Below are 17,468 nucleotides of genomic sequence, written 5' to 3'. Positions count from 1 at the left end.
GGGACGACACTTGCGCCGTCACTCAGCACAGTACCGCCTCGCCACCTGGCTGGCCGTCATGGCCCTCGGGCTGTTGCTGTTCGCCCCGACTTTCTCGCGCACCCTCGAAGCCGTCGAGCACTCCCCGCCGCCGCAGGGCGCCTGGTGTTCCGCCCATGACATGGGGCAGATGCCCATGGACCACGGGGCCATGCAGCATGCCCCGGCCGGCGACCATGGCGGCATGGTCCACAACAGCCTCGATCCGGCTTGCGGCTACTGCACCCTGCTGCACGACAGCCCGGCGCTGCTCTGGGCCATCGCCATGGCCCCGGCGCTGGGGCCGGTCAATGCCCAGGCGCCGCCGCCGGCGCTGCCCCTCCCGCCCTTCCTGCACCTGCTGGACGTCCGTCCGCGCGGCCCGCCCCTGGCCTGATCCCGTTCCACGACACCCCGAACCCGCGCCCCTGGCGTGCGTGCCCCTGCGCGCATGCCTGGCCGCGCTCCCGTCGTCCTGAACAAGGATCATCCGGATGTCCACATCCCTGCGCCGGTGCGTTGCCTACGCACTGAAGCCCCCGGCCGCCCGCACCCTGCTCTGCGGCCTGGCCGGCAGCCTGCTGCTGCCGGCCCACGCCGAAACCGCCGCCGACGGCGACGCCCCTACCCGCCTGGCCGACGTGGTGGTCAGCGCCGAAGGCCAGCAGCCATTGCCCGCGGCCCTGGCCAGCGCCCCCGCCGTGGTCGAGAGCCGCACGGCCGAGCAACTGCGCGAGAGCACCAACCTGGTCACTTCCGCCCAGGCCCTGAAGTACCTGCCCAGCATCGAGGTGCGCGAGCGCTTCATCGGCGACCGCAACGGCATTCTCGCCACCCGCACCACCGGCACCATTTCCAGCGCGCAGTCGCTGGTCTACGCCGACGACCTGCTGCTCTCCAACCTGCTCGGCAACAGCTACGCCTTCCCGCCGCGCTGGGGCCTGGTGACGCCCGCCGAGATTTCCCGCGTCGACGTGCTCTACGGCCCGTTCAGCGCGCTCTACCCGGGCAACTCCCTGGGCGGCGTGGTGACTCTGGAAACGCGCATGCCCACGCGCCCGGAATTCCACGCCTCGGTCACCGGCTCGCGGCAGGACTTCGACCTCTACGGCAGCCACGACGACTACGCCACCGGCAATATCAGCCTGGCCGCCGGCGACCGCCGCGGGCCGCTGTCGGTGTGGGTGTCCTACGACCACCTGGACAGCCAGGGACAGCCGATGAGCTACGCCACCGCCGGCCTGTCGAGCAAGGCGCCGGTGGCCGGCGCGCCCACGGCCAGCGGAGCCCACGCGGACAACGACCAGAACGGCAAGCAGCGCCTGGTGTTCGGCGGCTACTCCATCGACCACAGCCTGCAGGACCAGGGCAAGCTCAAGCTGGGCTGGGACCTGAACGACGACATCACCGCGGTCTACACCCTGGGCCTGTGGTCCAACGACTCTCACACCGGCGTCGACAGCTACCTGAAGGACGCCAGCGGGCACACCCTGTACAACGGCACGGTCAACATCGACGGCCACTCCTACAAGGTCTCCGGCCTCAACCCCAGCCGCACCGACGAGCTGCACCTGCTCAACGGCCTGTCGTTCGCCAGCCACAGCGGCGGCCTCTTCGACTGGCAGGCCTCGGTCAGCGACTACCGCTACCTCGACTCCTCCACCCGCACCGCCTCCAACTACGGCCAGAGCCAGGCCGGCACCCGCCAGGTGCAGGACGGCACCGGCTGGCAGACCGGCGAGTTGCGCGGCATCTGGCGCCCCGACAGCCATGAGGTCACCTTCGGCTACCACATCGACGACTACCTGCTGAAGCAGCGCACCTACCAGCTGGACGACTGGAAGTCCGCCGGCAACGGCGCCAAGGTCGCGGCCTCCGGCGGCGAGACGCGCACCCAGGCGCTGTACCTGCAGGACGCCTGGCGGTTCGCCCCGCGCTGGACGCTGACCCTGGGCGCCCGCGCCGAACACTGGGAAGCCTTCGACGGCTTCAACCGCGATGCCACCACCACCCCGCAACTGGTCCACTACGACGACCAGCAGCGCAACGACATCTCGCCCAAGGCGGCGCTGACCTTCGACATCACCGACGCCCTGCAGACGCGCTTCTCCTACGGCCGCGCGGTGCGCTACCCGACCGTGGGCGAGCTGTTCCAGCAGATCAGCAGCGGCACCCAGCTGGTGCAGAACAACCCGGACCTCAAGCCCGAGGACGTGCGCTCCTTCGACTGGACCACCCAGTACGGCTGGGACCGCTACCTGCTGCGCGTCTCGCTGTTCCAGGAAGAACGCCACGACGCGCTGTTCTCGCAGACCGACACCAGCGTCAGCCCCAACCTCACCCGCATCGACAACATCGACCGCGCCCGCCTGCGCGGCATCGAGAGCGCGCTGGATGCGCAGGACGTCGGCCTGCCGGGGCTGGACCTGTCCGCCAGCCTGACCTGGACCCAGGCGCGAATCCTCGAAGACGCCCTGACCCCGGCCGCCGAAGGCAACGACTACCCGCGCATCCCGCGCTGGCGGGCGCGCCTGTCCGCGGTCTACCACCAGGATGCGCGCCTGACCTACGCCCTGGGCTACCGCTACGCCAGCGCCTCCTACGGCACCCTGCTGAACACCGACGACAACCACGACACCTACGGCGGCATCAGCCGCTACAGCGTGTTCGACGTCAAGGCCAGCTACCGCATCGACGAGCACCTGACCGCCTCGGCCGGGATCGACAACCTGGGCAACGAGAAGTACTACGTCAGCCACCCCTATCCGCAGCGCACGGCCTTCCTCGGCCTGAGCTACGACTACTGAGGCCCGCCATGACACCAGCCAACCGCGCCGCGCTGTACCGCCTGATCTGGCGCTGGCACTTCTACGCCGGGCTGTTCTGCATCCCGTTCATCCTCGCCCTGTCGCTCACCGGCTCGATCTACCTGTTCCGCCCGCAGATCGACGCCCTGCTCGACAGCCCCTACAACCAGGTGGACGCGACTGCCGCGCGGCTGCCGGTCAGCGAGCAGGTGCGCGCAGCTCTGGCCGCGGTGCCCGGCGCGCGCCTGAATGCCTACCAGTTGCCGGATGGCCCGCGCGACGCCGCACAGGTCCTGGTCGGCAACGGCGAGGACCTGCACCGCGTCTACGTCGACCCGACCGACGCCCGGGTGCTGCACCAGGTCGTCGAGGACCAGCGCTTCAGCCGCCAGCTGTTCCACCTGCACGGCGAGCTGCTGATGGGCAGCACCGGCTCCTACCTGGTGGAACTGGCGGCCTGCTGGACGGTGCTGTTGCTGGTAACCGGCCTGTACCTCTGGTGGCCGCGCGGCACGCGCCTGGGCGGAGTGCTCTACCCGCGCCTGGGCCAGCGCGGCCGGCTGTTCTGGCGCGACCTGCACGGAGTGACCGGATTCTGGGTGTCGCTGTTCGCCCTGCTGCTGATCCTCAGCGGCCTCCCCTGGGCGACCTTCTGGGGCGGCGCGCTCAAGGAGGTCCGCCAGTGGGCGGCGAAGCAGACGGTGCAACAGGACTGGACCACCGGCCGCGCCGAGGAGATGGCCCAGCGCCGCGCGCAGAACGCCGCCCCGGCGGACGAGCACGCCAACATGCCGGGCATGCACCACGCCATGCCCGACATGCCGCCGCCGACGCCGGACTACGCCGCGCTGGACCGAATGCTGCCGACCGTGCAGGCGCTGGACCTGCCCTCCCCCGTTCTGCTGGCTCCACCTTCGGCCATGGCCCCGCAGTGGACCGCGCGTTCGGACGCGGCCAACCGCCCGCAACGCGTCAACCTGGTGCTCGACGCGCAGACCGGCGCAGTGCTCAAGCGCGTGGACTTCGCCCAGCGGCCGCTGCTCGACCGCGTCATCGGCTATGGCGTGGCGGCCCACGAGGGCCAGCTGTTCGGCGTGGCCAACCAGGCGCTCGGGCTGTTCACCACCCTGGGCTTGATCTGCCTGGCGCTCAGCGCCCTGGTGCTGTGGTGGCGGCGCCGCCCGCAAGGCGTGCTGGGCGCGCCGGCGGCCCTGGCGGGTGCGCGCTACCCGGCGCTGGCCCTCGCCGTGCTGGTGCTGCTGGGGCTGTACCTGCCGCTGCTGGGCGCCTCGCTGCTGCTGGTCTGGCTGCTGGAGCGCTGCCTGCTGTCGCGCATCGCCCCGCTCGCCCGCTTCCTCGGCCTGGACGGCTACAGCGCCTCGGCCAGCGGGTAGAGCAGTTCTTCCTTGTAGCCGGCCCAGACCCGCAGCGCGTCGGGGAAACTCGCGTCCAGCTGCGGGTCGCCGCTGTCCACCAGCAGCGGCCGGCCTTCCAGGGTGCCGAGCTTGCGCTTGGTGGCCACCACCCGCAGGCGCTCCAGGCCGATGGCGCGCAGCACCCGCGGGCTGATCTGCTGGTTGCCGCGGCCGATCACGTGGCCCTGGCCGCCGATCACCGTCACCAGCAGCCAGCTGGGGTAGTCGTCCACCAGCTCGAACAGCTGCTGCTCGGTGACGTCGCGGGCGATCACCTCGCCGTTCTCGATCACGTCCACGCCCAGCAGCGTGGTCTCCAGGCCCAGTTCGCGGGCCAGGCCGTGCAGCGTCGAGCCGGGGCCGAAGACGTAGCGCACGCCGTCTTCCCAGGTGTCGCGCAGCCAGTCGGCGATGTCGGCCAGTACCAGCTCCTCGGTCTCCACCCCGGCCTGCTTCACGTGCTGCATGAAGCGGCCTTCCTCCGGCACCGTCAGCTCGGCGTACCAGCGCGCCGCCACCCGGCCCTCGCGCAGCGCCGCCTCGTCTAGGTCGCGCACTTCGCCCTGGGCCAGGCGCACCAGGCCGCCTTCCACCAGGCGCCGGGCCAGCTCGCCGGCCGCCCGCGGGCTGACCGCGTAGACCCCGGAATGGATCTTCACCCCGGCCGGGATGCCCAGCACCGGCTGGCCCTCGCGCGCCACTGCGGCGACGTCGCGAGCGGTGCCGTCGCCGCCTGCGAAGAGGATCAGCGCCACCCCGGCGTCCTGCAGCAGGGTCACGGCGCGGCGGGTGTCCTCGGCGCTGGTGCGCTCGCCTGCCAGTTCGCCGATCACCTCGAAACGGAAGCCCATCTCGGCCAGCAGGTCGCCGCCCATCGGCCCCGGGAAGGTGAGGAAGCGCAGGCGCTCACGCAACGGCAGCAGCGCCTCCAGCGCCTGCCGGGTGCGCTCGGCCGCGCGCGGCGCGGCCCCCAGCGCCAGGGCCTGCTCAGCGACGCCGTCGCTGCCCTTGAGCGCGGCAGTGCCACCGATACCGGCCAGCGGATTGACGATCAGGCCCAGGTGAAATCCGTCCATACTCAACCTCAAAGGACTTTCCCACGGATACCAGGTCCGGGAGGGACCGGCTCATAACAAGCATTCACCGCCCCGCCGCCCGGCTCGCGCCCGCGGCCATGGCGGTCGTTTCGCCCGGCGCGCGCTGTCACCGGGACTTCATGTGATTCTGCCTAGACTGCAGCAGCTTTCGATGAGGAGTTTGGCCATGAGCTCGCACCCCACCCATGACAACGCCCCGCGCCGCGAACCCCCGCGTCCCGCCCCGGACCAGCCGGTGGGCGGCTCGATCATCGACGCCCAGGGCCGCGAGATACCCATTACCGAAGACATGATCCAGCGCGCCTGCCGCGAACTGGAAGGCAGCTGCGTGCAGAAGCGCGCGCGCTGACCCCTCCGGCCCGCCGCCCTGGCGGGCCCTTTCCCCCGTCTACTCGCCGACGCGGTTGGCGCCCAGCGCCTGGACCAGGCGTTCCAGCACCGGCGCCTCACCCTGGATGTCCACCCACAGGCCGGTGATCTCGCGGCGCGGCGGGTAGTGCTTGCGCAGCGCGTCGAAGGCTTCGCGGCGCGCCTCGGCGCCGCCCACCAGGCTACGGCGGAAGGCCGCGTCGTCGCCGCGCGGGTCGTACACCGCGCGGCACAGCAGGCCCAGCGCCCAGTCCGGCGCGCAGTCCTCGCCCAGGCTCAGCTCCATCAGCCACTGCGCCGGCAGCAGGTCGTCCAGCTGCACGCTGGGCTCGATGCCGCTCCAGGCGCAGAAGGCCTCGTAGATCTGCGCCGTGCCGCGCAGCTTGCCGTCCAGGCTGTAGCCGGCGATGTGCGGGGTGGCGATGCGGCACAGCTGGGCCAGCTCGGGGTCGGCCTGGGGCTCGCCTTCCCACACGTCCAGCGCCACGTCCAGGTCGGCGCCGCTTTCCAGGCGCTGGCGCAGCGCCAGGTTGTCCACCACCGCGCCGCGGCTGGCGTTGAGCAGCCAGGCGCCGGGGCGCAGGTGGGCCAGGCGCTCGGCGTCGATCAGGTGGCGGGTCATGTGCGCGCCCATGCTGGTCAGCGGCGTGTGCAGGCTGATCACGTCGCACTCGTGGACGATCTCCTCCAGGCTGACGAAGTCGCCGCCCTCGGCGGCCTGCCGCGGCGGGTCGCACACCCGCACGTCCCAGCCCAGGCCGCGCAGCACGTCCACCAGGCGCCCGCCGACCTGGCCGGCGCCGACCACGCCGTAGCGGCGCTTGCCCAGGTCCGCGCCGTGGGCCTCGGCCAGCGCCAGCAGGCTGCCCAGCACCCAGTCCACCACGCCGCGGGCGTTGCAGCCCGGCGCGCTGGACCAGGCGATGCCAGCCTCGGCGAAGTAGCCCAGGTCCAGGTGGTCGGTGCCGATGGTGCAGGTGCCGACGAAGCGCACCGCGCTGCCCTGCAGCAGTTCGCGGTCGACCTGGGTCACCGAGCGCACCAGCAGCACCTCGGCGTCGCCCAGGGTGGCGCGGTCGATGGCGCGCCCGGGGACGCGGCGGATCTCGCCCTGGGCGCCGAAGAAGGCCTCGGCCAGGGGAATGTTCTCGTCGGCAAGGATGCGCATGCGGAAAGCTCCTATTGGGAAAGCTCCTACGGATGATTCCCGCCACTTTACCAGCGCCACGGCCGGGGGTCGCGGCCCGCGTGCGCGGTGCTTTCCTGACCCTACCGTCAGGCGATAGACTGGCCGGCTTCCCCACGTAAGCTCAGCCAAGGACAGCCGTGACTGCCATTGCCCAGCCCGTCTCGCGCGGACGGCGCCTCGCCACCGAACTCAGGGAGCTGCTCACCCTCGCCGCGCCCATCATGATCGCCCAGCTGGCCACCACCGCCATGGGCTTCGTCGATGCCGTCATGGCCGGCCGCGTCGGCCCCCGCGACCTGGCCGCGGTGGCCCTGGGCAACTCCATCTGGATCCCGGTGTTCCTGCTGATGACCGGCACCCTGCTGGCCACCACAGCCAAGGTCGCCCAGCGCTTCGGCGCCGGCGACCAGCCCGGCACCGGCCCGCTGGTGCGCCAGGCGCTATGGCTGGCGCTGCTGGTGGGGCCGCTGGCGGCGGCCGCGCTGTGGTTCCTTTCCGAGCCCATCCTGCGGGCGATGAAGGTCGAGGAGGCGCTGATCGAGCCCAGCCGCTTCTACCTGCGCGGCATCGCCTGCGGCCTGCCGGCGGTGGCCCTGTACCACGTGCTGCGCTGCTTCAGCGATGGCCTGGGGCGCACCCGGCCGAGCATGGTGCTGGGCGTCTGCGGATTGCTGCTGAACATCCCCCTCAACTACGTGCTGATCTACGGCCACCTGGGCGTCCCGGCCCTGGGCGGCGCCGGCTGCGGCTGGGCCACCGGCACGGTGATGTGGTTCATGCTGCTGGGCATGCTGGTGTGGGTGAAAAGCGCCCGGGTGTACCGGCCCAGCGCCCTGTTCGCCCGCTGGGAGCGGCCCGACCGCAAGGTGATCGGCGGCCTGCTCAGCGTCGGCCTGCCCATCGGCATCGCCATCTTCGCCGAGTCGAGCATCTTCTCGGTGATCGCCCTGCTGATCGGTGAGCTGGGCGAGAAGGTCGTGGCCGGGCACCAGATCGCCCTGAACATCAGCGCCCTGGCCTTCATGATCCCCTACGCCCTGGCCATGGCGGTGACCGTGCGCGTCGGCCAGGCCCTGGGCGCCAGCCGCCCGCGCGACGCACGCTTCTCCGCCGGCACCGGGATGGCCACGGCGCTGGCCTGGGCGGCCATCTCGGCCAGCGCCATGCTGGTGTTCCGCGAGCACATCGCCGCGCTCTACACCCGCGACCCCGAGGTGCTGACGCTGGCCGCCGCGCTGCTGGTGTACTCGGCGCTGTTCCAGTTCTCCGACGGCCTGCAGGTCACCGCCGCCGGCGCCCTGCGTGGCTACCAGGACACCCGCGCGGTCATGCTCATCACCCTGTTCGCCTACTGGGGCATCGGCCTGCCGGTGGGCTACAGCCTCGGCCTCGCCGACTGGCTGCAACAGCCCACCGGCCCGCGCGGGCTGTGGGAAGGCCTGATCGTCGGCCTGACCTGCGCGGCGATCCTGCTCGGCATCCGCCTGGCGCGCAGCGCGCGGCGGCATATCAGGTTGCAGCAGATGCGCGGGGCCTGACGGTACGGCTCGTCACCGCACAGATAGAATGCGAAGTTTTCCTGGCCTACCTGGAAATGAGCGATGAACGCAAAGACGAAGAAGGAATCGATCGCCGTCGCTGCCCCCCGCAGTTGAACAGACACGACTCGACGAATACGACGACTACCTGCAGCGAAAGGTTGATGCGGCACGCGCCTCGCTGCAGGCAAGCCGCGGTCGTTCCCATGACGAAGTAGAGTCGACTTTCAGCGCACTGCGCGCCGAGGTGCTGGGCGGTTAGACTCCCAGGCCTCCCCTCCAGGCCAAGGAGCCTTGCCATGAGCGACGCCACCGTCACCGCCAGCCACGCCGGCATTCCCTACCAGGTCAGCCTGTCCGACGGCCTGCACCAGTGGCTGGCCGACGAACCCGCCGAGCTGGGCGGCGGCAACCAGGGCCCGGGCCCCTTCCAGCTGTTGCTGTCGTCCCTGGGCGCCTGCACCGCCATCACCCTGGCCATGTACGCGCGGCGCAAGCAATGGCCGCTGGACGGCATCCAGGTGCAACTCAGGCTCAGCCAGGAGAAACCCGGCAACAGCCGCATCGCCCGTGACATCGGCCTGAACGGCGCGCTGGACGACACCCAGCGCCAGCGCCTGCTGGAAATCGCCAACGCCTGCCCGGTGCACAAGCTGCTCAGCGGCGAAATCCATATCGACAGCCAGTTGGTGTGACACCGCGCTGAAGGCAGCGCTGGCCTAATTCTGGCTCGGGCAGCTGCCCCACACCGGGTAGCGCAACCGGTGCTTCTGCCCCTGGTGGTCGAGGTAAAGCATCTCCACCTCGCGGATGCCACAGAAGTCCAGGTCGGCCGGGCGCAGCACCTCGGCAATGTCCGGGCGGCTGCCGAAGTGGTAGTCCTCGGCCGGCGGGTCGCCGGGCTCGGCGGCGAAGGCGGCCGGAGTGGCGGCCAAGGCCAGGGCCAGCAGGACGGGCTGGAGGGCGCGGATGTTCATGGACGTTCTCCCGGGGTGAGGGTCGGCAGGCGGCCGCCGGTCATGCTGGGCAGCACATCGTCTCGGCGAATCAGGCCGTGGAACAGCGCGGCCGCCAGGTGCAGCAGGATGGTCGCCATCAGCAGGTAGGCGATCACGCTGTGGGCGCTGCGCAGCAGGCTGTGCAGCCACACCGAGGGGTCGACCAGGGCCGGCAGCTCGTGGCCCTCGAACAGCACCACCGGGTAGCCGCCGGCCGACTGCATGGTCCAGCCCACCAGCGGCTGCAGGATCAGCAGCGCGTACAGCAGGTAGTGCGAGGCATGGGCCAGGCGCTGCTGCCACGCCGGCATCGCCCGCGGCAGCGCCGGCACCCGCCGGCTCAGGCGGATGGCCAGGCGCAGCAGCACCAGCACCAGAAGCGCCGCGCCCAGGGGCTTGTGGATCGCCACCAGGGTGGCATGGGCGGGCGAAGCGCTGGCGACCATGGCCAGGCCGATCAGCAGCATGGCGATCACCAGCGGCGCCATCAGCCAGTGCAACACGCGCAGCGGCAAGGGGAAGTAGCGGGGTTCGGCTTTCACGGCTGCGGCTCCTTGGCCGGCATGGCGGCCTGCTCGCGGGTACGTCGGTTGAAGGATTCCGAATAGGCCGCCGAGCGAGCGCTCAGCAGCGGATCGTCCGAGGCGCGGATGCCGTCGGGCAGGATCAGCGGGTCGTAGTTGACGTCCTGGCAGGGCCCGCCCTGCTCGGGCAGCGCGCGCTCGATGACCAGTTCGCCGGCATCGATGCTGCGGCGCTGCGCCGGCCAGGCCTGGGTGGCGTCGGCGGTGGAGTCGCCGGGTTCGCCGAGGGTCAGCAGCAGGCGCCATTTCAGCGGCCCCTGGGCCAGGCGCTGCTGCAGCTCGGCGGCGAGGAAGTCGGCCTCGCCGCGCTGCTCGGCGCTGATCGGCTGGTAAGGCGCTTCCGGCTGCACCGACCAGCGCACCGGGTGCTCGCGGCCCTGCCCGTCCACCAGGAAGAAGGCGTTGAGGCCATAGTAGGCGCTGTTGGCGTAGCTGGACGAAGGCGTGGAACTCTTCACCCAGGCGCGGAAGGCGGCGGTTTCCGGGTGCGCCTGGAAGAACGCGGCCAGCTTCGCCGGGTCGGGCTTGCCGCTGCCCGGCTGCGGCTGCGAGGCCTGCTGCAGCGCGTAGAAGCCCTGCACGCTGTTCACCACGAACACCGGCATGGCGTTCATCCCGGTGCGCCATTCCCCGCCGTGCCCGGGCAGGAAGCGCAGGGCCAGGCTGCGGATGGGCGCGGCGCCGTCGCTGGCGGCCGGGTTGCCGCCGGGAATCGCCAGGCGCCCCACCACCGGCACGCTGCCCTTGGCGAATACCGCGGCGCGGGAGACTTCGCCGCCGGCGCCGTTGCTGTCGAAATGGCCGACCACGCAAAGGCCCTTGGCATGGTTGCGGCGGTAGGCCGGGTAGACGCCGGCGTTCTGCTCCAGGCTGTCCACCAGGCGCGCCGGGGTCAGGCGCTGCGGGCCTATCCAGCCGGCGGCGTAGGCGAAGGCGGCAGCCAGGCCGCCTACGGCCAGGGCGATGGTCGCCAGGCGCAGGGGCAGGTTCGGCGGCGCCGAGTCGGGTTGGGTCATGGGTAGGTCCTCATTGGGCCAGGTTCGATGAGCCCGTACGACGCACCAGACGCCGGGTTATTCCCGGCAGCGGAAATTCGCCTGAAAGCCGACCGGCGGTGGAATAAACTGCGCGGGGATTCGTCCCACCGGCTCGACGAACCACGGAGACGGCCGACGGCCGCGGCGCGATGAACGAACTGGATGACCAGCAACTGCGCGAACTGCTGCCGCGCCTGCGGCGCTTCGCGCTGTCCCTGACGCGCGAGGCGGCCAGCGCCGACGACCTGGTCCAGGCCACCCTGGAAAAGGCCCTGTCGGCCTGGGGCGGCAAGCGCGGCGACGGCGACCTGCGCGCCTGGCTGTTCGCCATCCTCTACCGCCTGTTCGTCGACGGCCAGCGCCGCGCCCGCCGCTACGCGCGCATCCTCGCGCTGTTCGGCGGCGCGGAAGAACGCAGCCCCTCCGCCGAGGACATCGTCAGCGCGCGCTCCACCCTGGAGGCCTTCGAACGCCTGCCGGCCGAACAGCGCGCCCTGCTCACCCTGGTCAGCGTCGAGGGGCTGAGCTACCGCGAGGTCGGCGAGGCCCTGCAGATCCCCATCGGCACCGTGATGTCGCGCCTGTCGCGCGCACGCCAGGCCCTGCGCGCGCTCAGCGAAGGCAGCAGCGGCGCCCCTTCCCTACGGGTACTCAAATGAGCGAACTGACGCCTACCGAAAGCGACCTGCACGCCTACCTCGACGGCCAGCTGGACGCCGAGCGCCGGCAATGGATCGAAGCCTGGCTGGCCAGCCACCCGCAGGAGGCCCGCCGCGTCGAGCAATGGCGGCAGGACGCCCAGCACCTGCGCGCCGCCCTGGCCAGCCGCGCCCTGCCGCCGGCCGGCCCGGCGCTGGACCCGGCGCGCATCCGCCGCCAGCTGCGCGAACGCCGCCGCGCCCGCCTGGCCACCGCCGCCGCCCTGCTGCTGGCCCTGGGCGTGGGCAGCCTGGGCGGCTGGCAGGCCCGCGAAATGAGCCTGGTCAGGCACGGCAAGCCGATGGAAGACGCGGTGCAGGCCTACCGCCTGTTCGCCGCCAACGGCAGCAGCGCGCCGCTGGACACCCGCGCCGGCGAGAACGTACGCAACTGGCTGGGCCGCTACCTGGAGAACGCCAACCTGCCCGCCGACCTCGACCGCCTGGGCCTGCGCAGCGTCGGCGCGCGACTGCTGGCCACCGAGCAGGGCGCGGCGGCGCTGGTGATCTACGAGGATGCCCAGGGCCATCGCCTGAGCTTCTTCATCCGCCCGCCGGGCCCCGGCCACCTCATGCTGCCCCACGGCCAGCGGCAGGATGGCGAGCTGCTGACGCGCTACTGGAGCCAGGGCGACTACAACTACGCGCTGGTGAGCCGCAGCGACAACCCGCAAGGGGACCAGGTAGGGCAGTTGCTGGGGTTCTGAGCCACGAACCGTTATCCGCCGAATCGCGGACGGAGTCCGCTCCTACACCCTCCGACCCCGTAGGATGGGTTGAGCGAAGCGATACCCATCCTACGAAAAGCGCCTCGCAGCTGCTCCTACGGTTCCAGGAAGCACGGCCGTAGGAGCGGACTCCGTCCGCGATTGCCACCCCCGGCCGCCCCCCCAAAAACTATTTTTACGCGATCCCGAAGCCTCATCCGTTTCGTCAGATGCCAATGCAACTGATTCGCATTTTGAATGCGACGAAACTTCAGAAGAGAGCCTTCGATGACCACCCACGCCCGACGCTCCCCCCTGCAACGCCTGTGTGCACCCGCCAACCTGTCGCTGCTGGCGCTGTCCGTCGCCCTGGCCGCCGTGCCCGCCGCCGGCGTCCAGGCCGCCGAGCCCAGCAGCCAGGCCCAGGCCGGCTACCGCTTCGCCATCGAGCGCCAGCCCCTGGCCGGCGCGCTGAATGCCTTCAGTTCGGTCACCGGCTGGCAGGTGGCCCTGCCGGCGGAGCTGGCCAGCGGCGTCACCTCCCCCGGCGTCAGCGGCCGGCTGGGCGCCGAGCAGGCGCTCAAGCGCCTGCTGGCCGGCAGCGGCCTGGACTACCGCCAGGTCTCCGAACGCAACGTCGTGCTGTTCCGCGCCCCGGGCGCCCGCGCCATCGAGCTGCAGCCGCAGACCGTCACCGCCACCCGCCAGGCGCAGAACGTCAACGAGGTGCCGAACACCGTCAGCGTGCGCAGCCGCGCCGACCTGGACCGCAACAACGTCAACAGCATCAAGGAGCTGGTGCGCGACGAACCCGGCGTCAGCGTCGGCGGCACCGGCCAGCGCTCGGGCATCACCGGCTACAACATCCGCGGCATCGACGGCGACCGCGTGCTGACGCAGATCGACGGCGTCGAGATTCCCGGCTCCTTCTTCAACGGCCCCTACGCCCAGACCGAGCGCAACTACGTCGACCCGGAGATCGTCAAGCGCGTGGAAATCCTCCGCGGCCCGGCCTCGGCGCTGTACGGCAGCAACGCCATCGGCGGCGCGGTGAGCTACTTCACTCTCGACCCGGACGACATCATCAAGGACGGCAAGGACGTCGGCGCGCGCCTGAAGGCCGGCTACAGCTCCGCCGACGACAGCTGGCTGACCTCCGCCACCGTCGCCGGACGCCACGAGGACTTCGACGCCCTGCTCCACGTCAGCCAGCGCAACGGCCACGAGACCGAGTCCTACGGCAGCCACGGCGGTACCGGCCTCTCCCGCACCGAAGCCAACCCCGAGGACGTGCGCACCACCAACGTGCTGGCCAAGCTGGGCTGGAACTACGCCGAAGGCTCGCGCTTCGGCCTGACCTACGAGCACTACAAGGACGACGTCGACACCGACCAGAAGAGCGCCTATGGCGGCCCCTACTCCAACGGCGCGCCGGCCATCCCCGCGAGCATCCTGCCCGGCGGCATGTACCAGTGGCGCAAGGGCAACGACACCATCACCCGCGAGCGCTTCGGCCTGGACCACCAGTTCCTCGTCGACAGCGCCCTGGCCGACCACGCCAAGTGGACCTTCAACTACCAGGTGGCGAAGACCGACCAGGGCACCGAGGAGTTCTACTACCCCATCACCCGCCAGGTCCTGCGCACCCGCGACACCCTCTACAAGGAACGCCAGTGGGTGTTCGACCTGCAGCTGGACAAGAGCTTCGAGCTGGGCGAGACCGACCACCTGCTGACCTACGGCACCAACCTCAAGCGGCAGAAGGTCACCGGCTACCGCGAAGGCAGCGGCACCTGCCTGGCCGTGGGTCGCGGCTGCACCGCCGTGGGCGCCAGCAGCGCCAGCGACGCCCTGGCGCGCAGCAGCGACTTCCCGGACCCGACCATCGACACCTACGGCCTGTTCGCCCAGGACGAGATCCGCTGGAACGCCTGGACCTTCCTGCCCGGCCTGCGCTACGACTACACCCGGCTGAAGCCGCACATCACCGAGGAATTCCTCAACACCGCCGACCAGAGCGGCGACGGCGAGGTCAGCAGCGAGGACAAGACCTGGCACCAGCTCTCGCCCAAGCTCGGCGTGACCTACGCCTTCGACGACAACTACCTGTGGTACGGCCAGTACGCCCAGGGCTTCCGCACCCCGACCGCCAAGGCGCTGTACGGCCGCTTCGACAACCCCACCAGCGGCTACCGCGTCGAGCCCAACCCGGACCTGGACCCGGAACGCAGCCAGAGCTACGAGACCGGCCTGCGCGGCACCTTCGACGTCGGCTCGTTCGATGTTTCGGTGTTCTACAACAAGTACCGCGACTTCATTAACGAAGACGCCATCACCGCCGGCTACAACGAGGTCACCTTCCAGAGCAACAACATCAAGCACGCCATCATCAAGGGCGTGGAGCTCAAGGGCCGCCTGGAGCTGGCCCCGTTCGGCGCGCCAGAGGGCCTCTACAGCAAGGGCTCGGTGGCCTACGCCTACGGCCGCAACAAGGACACCGGCGAGCCGCTCAACAGCGTCAACCCGCTGACCGGCGTGTTCGGCCTGGGCTACGACGCGCCCAGCCAAGTCTACGGCGGCCTGCTGAACTGGACCCTGGTCAAGCGCAAGGACCGCGTCGACGACACCACCTTCAACGCCCCGGACGGCACCAGCAGCCAGTTCAAGACCCCCGGCTTCGGCATCCTCGACCTGACCGCCTACTACAAGCTGACCGACGACCTGACGCTGAACGCCGGCGTGTACAACCTCACCGACAAGAAGTACTGGCTGTGGGACGACGTGCGCGGCTACGACAGCGTCGGCGAAGCCTCGGTGCTGGCCCCGGCCAACCTCGACCGCCTGACCCAGCCGGGGCGCAACTTCTCGGTCAACCTGGTGTGGGATATCTGAGGTAAGCGCTCTTCGTAGGATGGGTCGAGCTTGCGAAAGCCATGCGGTCATGGCGATGGGTATCGCTTCGCTCAACACCATCCTACGGGGTGTTGCGGGTGCCTACATCCGGATTCACCTGTAGGAGCGCGCCCTGCGCGCGAAATCGCGGGCAGGGCCCGCTCCTACAGGGAAACCCCTCACCGTTCTTTACGTTTTTCCCGCTCTCGTTCGTCTCGTCTTCTGTGAATCCATCGCTCAAGGAACCTGCTGCATGACCACCCTGGAAGCCCCCGCCCTGCGTTCCCAGCGCCTGAACCTGGCGACCAACGCCCCGCACCAGCGCCTGGACGCCGCGGTGAAGGCCCATGATCCCTTCGCCAGCCGCGAGAACTTCACCCCCTTCGTCGTCGCCCAGTACCTGTTCCAGTCGGAGCTGCAGGCGCTGTACCAGGATGCCGAGCTGGGCGCGATCTTCCCCGACCTGCCCGAGCGCTGCCGCGCCCAGCAGGCGAAGGCCGACCTCGCCGACCTCGGCGCCCAGGTCCCGGCGCCGGTGGCCGGCGCGCTGGCCAACCCGTCCCGTGCGCAGGCCCTGGGTTGGCTGTTCGTCTCCGAGGGCTCCAAGCTCGGCGCCGCCTTCCTGATCAAGCGCGTGGCCGCCCTGGGCCTGGACGAGAACTTCGGCGCCCGCCACCTGGGCGAGCCGGCTGGCGGCCGCGCCGAAGGCTGGAAGCGTTTCACCCGCACCCTCGACGGCCTGGACCTGAGCGCCGAGGAAGAACGCACAGCCGAAGCCGGGGCCCTGGCCGCCTTCGAGCGTTTCGGCGCCCTGCTGCAGCACGCCTACGAGCATGCCGCCGCCCACGCCTGACGCGGTGATTGACGCGCATCCCGGCAGCCGCCAGGATGCGCCCTTCACCCCCGTCGCTGCCGTCCCGATGTCCCAGCCCGCCCGTTCGCGCACCGTCCGCCTGCTCTATGCCCTGCTCGCCTACACCAGCCTGGGCGTGGGCATGGTCGGCCTGGTGGTGCCCGGCCTGCCGACTACCGAGTTCGTCCTGCTGGCGGCCTGGGCCGCGGCCAAGAGCTCGCCCAGGCTCAGCGCCTGGCTGGAGAACCACCGGCTGTTCGGCCCCATCCTCGCCAACTGGCGCAACGGCCGCGCCATCGCCCGCCGGGCCAAGGTCGCCGCCAGCCTGGCGATGCTCGCGGCGCTGGCGATCATGCTGCTCACCCTGCCCCATGGTTACTGGCTGTATGCGGTGGTGCTGGGCATGGCGATCGGCAACCTGTGGATCTGGTCGCGGCCGGACGATCGGCCGGCGACGGGGTCAGAGCGGAATTCGTAGGGCAGGCCGGCTCCAGGCTCTTGTAGGAGCGAGCTTGCTCGCGAACCGTGCTCGCCGGGGCCATGGTGTTGCCGGTTGCTCCGTTCCCTCTCCCTAACCCTCTCCCTGAAGGGAGAGGGGACCGTTGGGCAGATGCTGATATTTCGGCGTTAGCCGGCTTGCACCGAGTAACCGGCTGACACCAAATCCTTCTCGGCACGGACAAGCCCCCTCTCCCTTCAGGGAGAGGGCTGGGGAGAGGGCGCTCTCATACCCAACACCAGCGCAACCGGGAAACTCCATCCGCAAGTCCCCTCGCCCCCCACAAAAAGCAAATCCCCCCCAACGGAGGTATGCTGAAAACCTACCCCCACCCACCCCGAGCCACCACCATGTCCACCCCCGCCAAACCCACCAGCAAGGTCGACCAGCTCCTGGCCGAAGCCCAGCAGCGCCGCGAAAGCAGCTACCGGGAAAAGGCCCTGAAGATGTACCCCTGGATCTGCGGGCGCTGCGGCCGCGAGTTCTCCGGCAAGCGCCTGAGCGAACTCACCGTGCACCACCGCGACCACAACCACGACAACAACCCCGAGGACGGCTCCAACTGGGAACTGCTGTGCCTCTACTGTCACGACAACGAGCACCAGCGCCAGGTCGACGCCCACTACCAGGGCAACGACGCCGGCGCCGGCGGGCCGAAGGTCACGCACAAGGCCCTGGCCGGGTTGGCCGCGTTGCTGAACAAGGATTCCTGAGCGCGCCTGTTGCCTTGCGCGGCGTTTCCTGCGAAAACGGCGCCCCGAAACGGC

Annotated in this window: 17 protein-coding genes; 12 read left to right on the top strand and 5 right to left on the bottom strand. The window is 70.5% G+C overall.

Translation table 11 applies throughout. The features are described 5' to 3' along the window. The first annotated feature begins 10 nt into the window (after positions 1-10). From M8R19_RS31795 to M8R19_RS31785, 3 genes are all read left to right on the top strand, one after another. A complete protein-coding gene (locus M8R19_RS31795; protein ID WP_009620314.1) occupies positions 11-415 on the top strand; it encodes a DUF2946 domain-containing protein in 405 nt (134 codons plus the stop codon). Positions 416-512: 97 nt separating this feature from the next. Further along, on the top strand, positions 513-2,825 hold the full coding sequence (locus M8R19_RS31790; protein ID WP_249919993.1) for a TonB-dependent receptor: 2,313 nt from the start codon (positions 513-515) through the stop codon (positions 2,823-2,825). A gap of 8 nt (positions 2,826-2,833) precedes the next feature. Beyond that, the gene (locus tag M8R19_RS31785; protein WP_249919992.1) at positions 2,834-4,219 is read left to right on the top strand and encodes a PepSY-associated TM helix domain-containing protein; all 1,386 of its coding nucleotides are present in this window, start codon (positions 2,834-2,836) and stop codon (positions 4,217-4,219) included. Here M8R19_RS31785 and M8R19_RS31780 read toward each other — a convergent pair. Then, positions 4,195-5,316 carry an ATP-NAD kinase family protein gene (locus tag M8R19_RS31780; protein WP_249919991.1) on the bottom strand — a complete coding sequence of 374 codons (1,122 nt, stop codon included), beginning with the start codon at positions 5,314-5,316 and terminating at the stop codon, positions 4,195-4,197. The two genes, M8R19_RS31785 and M8R19_RS31780, sit on opposite strands and share 25 nt — an antisense overlap. 187 nt (positions 5,317-5,503) lie before the next feature. Between M8R19_RS31780 and M8R19_RS31775 the strand changes: the two genes are divergently transcribed. Beyond that, positions 5,504-5,686, top strand: coding sequence for a PA1571 family protein (locus tag M8R19_RS31775; protein ID WP_009620307.1), 183 nt, complete (start codon positions 5,504-5,506; stop codon positions 5,684-5,686). Positions 5,687-5,725: 39 nt separating this feature from the next. On the opposite strand, the gene pdxB is transcribed toward M8R19_RS31775, so the two are convergent. Then, positions 5,726-6,874, bottom strand: coding sequence for a 4-phosphoerythronate dehydrogenase PdxB (gene pdxB, locus M8R19_RS31770; RefSeq protein ID WP_249919990.1), 1,149 nt, complete (start codon positions 6,872-6,874; stop codon positions 5,726-5,728). Between the two features lie 158 nt (positions 6,875-7,032). Between pdxB and M8R19_RS31765 the strand changes: the two genes are divergently transcribed. After that, positions 7,033-8,433, top strand: coding sequence for an MATE family efflux transporter (locus M8R19_RS31765; RefSeq protein WP_249919989.1), 1,401 nt, complete (start codon positions 7,033-7,035; stop codon positions 8,431-8,433). 299 nt (positions 8,434-8,732) lie between these two features. After that, positions 8,733-9,128 (top strand): OsmC family protein, encoded by a 396-nt coding sequence (locus M8R19_RS31760; protein WP_249919988.1) that lies wholly within the window; start codon positions 8,733-8,735, stop codon positions 9,126-9,128. 24 nt (positions 9,129-9,152) lie between these two features. Here the strand turns inward: M8R19_RS31760 and M8R19_RS31755 are convergent, their stop codons facing one another. From M8R19_RS31755 to M8R19_RS31745, 3 genes are read right to left on the bottom strand one after another with little or no spacing between them, the layout of a single operon-like run. Further along, the gene (locus M8R19_RS31755) at positions 9,153-9,410 is read right to left on the bottom strand and encodes a DUF2790 domain-containing protein (protein ID WP_083426802.1); all 258 of its coding nucleotides are present in this window, start codon (positions 9,408-9,410) and stop codon (positions 9,153-9,155) included. Then, a complete protein-coding gene (locus M8R19_RS31750) occupies positions 9,407-9,973 on the bottom strand; it encodes a cytochrome b (RefSeq protein WP_249919987.1) in 567 nt (188 codons plus the stop codon). The genes M8R19_RS31755 and M8R19_RS31750 overlap by 4 nt, the downstream gene beginning before the upstream one ends. Further along, a complete protein-coding gene (locus tag M8R19_RS31745; protein WP_249919986.1) occupies positions 9,970-11,031 on the bottom strand; it encodes a catalase family peroxidase in 1,062 nt (353 codons plus the stop codon). Before M8R19_RS31745 ends, M8R19_RS31750 begins: the two co-directional genes overlap by 4 nt. 170 nt (positions 11,032-11,201) lie before the next feature. Here M8R19_RS31745 and M8R19_RS31740 point away from each other — a divergent pair, with 170 nt between their 5' ends. The 6 genes from M8R19_RS31740 (at position 11,202) to M8R19_RS31715 (ending at position 17,414) form a co-directional block, all read left to right on the top strand. Further along, positions 11,202-11,711 carry a sigma-70 family RNA polymerase sigma factor gene (locus tag M8R19_RS31740; protein WP_058489505.1) on the top strand — a complete coding sequence of 170 codons (510 nt, stop codon included), beginning with the start codon at positions 11,202-11,204 and terminating at the stop codon, positions 11,709-11,711. After that, on the top strand, positions 11,708-12,457 hold the full coding sequence (locus M8R19_RS31735; RefSeq protein ID WP_043317877.1) for an anti-sigma factor family protein: 750 nt from the start codon (positions 11,708-11,710) through the stop codon (positions 12,455-12,457). The genes M8R19_RS31740 and M8R19_RS31735 overlap by 4 nt, the downstream gene beginning before the upstream one ends. A 288-nt stretch (positions 12,458-12,745) precedes the next feature. Next, a complete protein-coding gene (locus tag M8R19_RS31730; RefSeq protein ID WP_249919985.1) occupies positions 12,746-15,349 on the top strand; it encodes a TonB-dependent receptor in 2,604 nt (867 codons plus the stop codon). Between the two features lie 253 nt (positions 15,350-15,602). After that, positions 15,603-16,202: a biliverdin-producing heme oxygenase gene (locus M8R19_RS31725; RefSeq protein ID WP_249919984.1), complete on the top strand. Its 600-nt coding sequence runs from the start codon at positions 15,603-15,605 to the stop codon at positions 16,200-16,202. Positions 16,203-16,269: 67 nt separating this feature from the next. Continuing rightward, positions 16,270-16,680, top strand: coding sequence for a YbaN family protein (locus M8R19_RS31720; RefSeq protein ID WP_249919983.1), 411 nt, complete (start codon positions 16,270-16,272; stop codon positions 16,678-16,680). 371 nt (positions 16,681-17,051) lie between these two features. Continuing rightward, positions 17,052-17,414, top strand: a complete 363-nt coding sequence (locus M8R19_RS31715; RefSeq protein ID WP_249919982.1) for a YajD family HNH nuclease — start codon at positions 17,052-17,054, stop codon at positions 17,412-17,414. Positions 17,415-17,468: the final 54 nt, after the last annotated feature.

Source organism: Pseudomonas sp. R3.Fl (genome assembly GCF_023516765.1).
GTDB lineage: Bacteria > Pseudomonadota > Gammaproteobacteria > Pseudomonadales > Pseudomonadaceae > Pseudomonas > Pseudomonas citronellolis.
This window is presented reverse-complemented; position numbering and strand designations above follow the sequence as displayed.

Bases quoted from the DNA above. Each gene is read 5' to 3' on its own strand.
- M8R19_RS31790 (WP_249919993.1), top strand. From the start codon at position 513: ATGTCCACATCCCTGCGCCGGTGCGTTGCCTACGCACTGAAGCCCCCG.
- M8R19_RS31785 (WP_249919992.1), top strand. From the start codon at position 2,834: ATGACACCAGCCAACCGCGCCGCGCTGTACCGCCTGATCTGGCGCTGG.
- M8R19_RS31780 (WP_249919991.1), bottom strand. From the start codon at position 5,316: ATGGACGGATTTCACCTGGGCCTGATCGTCAATCCGCTGGCCGGTATC.
- M8R19_RS31775 (WP_009620307.1), top strand. From the start codon at position 5,504: ATGAGCTCGCACCCCACCCATGACAACGCCCCGCGCCGCGAACCCCCG.
- pdxB (WP_249919990.1), bottom strand. From the start codon at position 6,874: ATGCGCATCCTTGCCGACGAGAACATTCCCCTGGCCGAGGCCTTCTTC.
- M8R19_RS31760 (WP_249919988.1), top strand. From the start codon at position 8,733: ATGAGCGACGCCACCGTCACCGCCAGCCACGCCGGCATTCCCTACCAG.
- M8R19_RS31755 (WP_083426802.1), bottom strand. From the start codon at position 9,410: ATGAACATCCGCGCCCTCCAGCCCGTCCTGCTGGCCCTGGCCTTGGCC.
- M8R19_RS31745 (WP_249919986.1), bottom strand. From the start codon at position 11,031: ATGACCCAACCCGACTCGGCGCCGCCGAACCTGCCCCTGCGCCTGGCG.
- M8R19_RS31740 (WP_058489505.1), top strand. From the start codon at position 11,202: ATGAACGAACTGGATGACCAGCAACTGCGCGAACTGCTGCCGCGCCTG.
- M8R19_RS31735 (WP_043317877.1), top strand. From the start codon at position 11,708: ATGAGCGAACTGACGCCTACCGAAAGCGACCTGCACGCCTACCTCGAC.
- M8R19_RS31730 (WP_249919985.1), top strand. From the start codon at position 12,746: ATGACCACCCACGCCCGACGCTCCCCCCTGCAACGCCTGTGTGCACCC.
- M8R19_RS31725 (WP_249919984.1), top strand. From the start codon at position 15,603: ATGACCACCCTGGAAGCCCCCGCCCTGCGTTCCCAGCGCCTGAACCTG.
- M8R19_RS31720 (WP_249919983.1), top strand. From the start codon at position 16,270: ATGTCCCAGCCCGCCCGTTCGCGCACCGTCCGCCTGCTCTATGCCCTG.
- M8R19_RS31715 (WP_249919982.1), top strand. From the start codon at position 17,052: ATGTCCACCCCCGCCAAACCCACCAGCAAGGTCGACCAGCTCCTGGCC.